The sequence below is a fragment of the Bartonella sp. MU70NMGDW genome, assembly GCF_042194085.1.
Lineage (GTDB): Bacteria > Pseudomonadota > Alphaproteobacteria > Rhizobiales > Rhizobiaceae > Bartonella > Bartonella grahamii.
This window is the reverse complement of sequence record NZ_JBHIMK010000576.1, coordinates 1-510: the sequence shown is the minus strand read 5'-3', so window position 1 is coordinate 510 and position 510 is coordinate 1. Positions and strand designations below refer to the sequence as shown.

Sequence of the window (510 nt, the reverse complement as noted above, 5' to 3'; positions counted from 1 at the left end):
AAAGTGCTCTGCTTTTAAAAAATCAGAAACGCTATCAAGAGCATTATTATTGATAATGATAGCACCCAGCAAAGCTTTCTCTGCTTCAATATTATGGGGAAATTGACGAAAAGAAGAAGCAAAGTTATCTCTTGGATTTTCTGTTTTTAGCATGTTCAGTGTTCTCATTGCTTTCTTTTCCCTTGTTTGGTGCTTCAAGTGTAATTTCTGTGATGTATCCGCTTTGTTTTTCATAGCAGTGGGTGACAGTGGAAGCTTTCCATGGACCATTGATTTCGCCTCGAAACCCTTGCAATAAAAGAGGTTGATCCGCCATGATTTCAGGACGCCCCTCAAGGGTCAAGGAGCCACTGCCCACAGCACGACACAACCTGTCCGACTCGGAAGCAGCAGCAGCCCGTGCTTCCTCCTCACAAGTGTAACAAGTGCGAAGACGCCGCACGGGACCGCTAACCCCTGTCTGATGCTTAATGTGGCATTGCTGCCCTTTTGAGCGATCAAAATAAGAAG

Annotated in this window: 1 protein-coding gene and 1 pseudogene; both read right to left on the bottom strand. The window is 45.1% G+C overall.

Annotation, left to right across the window (positions count from 1 at the left end; all coding sequences use genetic code 11):
* On the bottom strand, positions 1 to 168 hold a 168-nt coding region (locus tag ACFIKE_RS12250; protein ID WP_375650237.1), incomplete at its 3' end, for a DnaB-like helicase N-terminal domain-containing protein.
* Positions 125 to 510: pseudogene (locus tag ACFIKE_RS12245) on the bottom strand (late control protein); the annotation flags it as partial. The gene ACFIKE_RS12250 and the pseudogene ACFIKE_RS12245, both read right to left, overlap by 44 nt.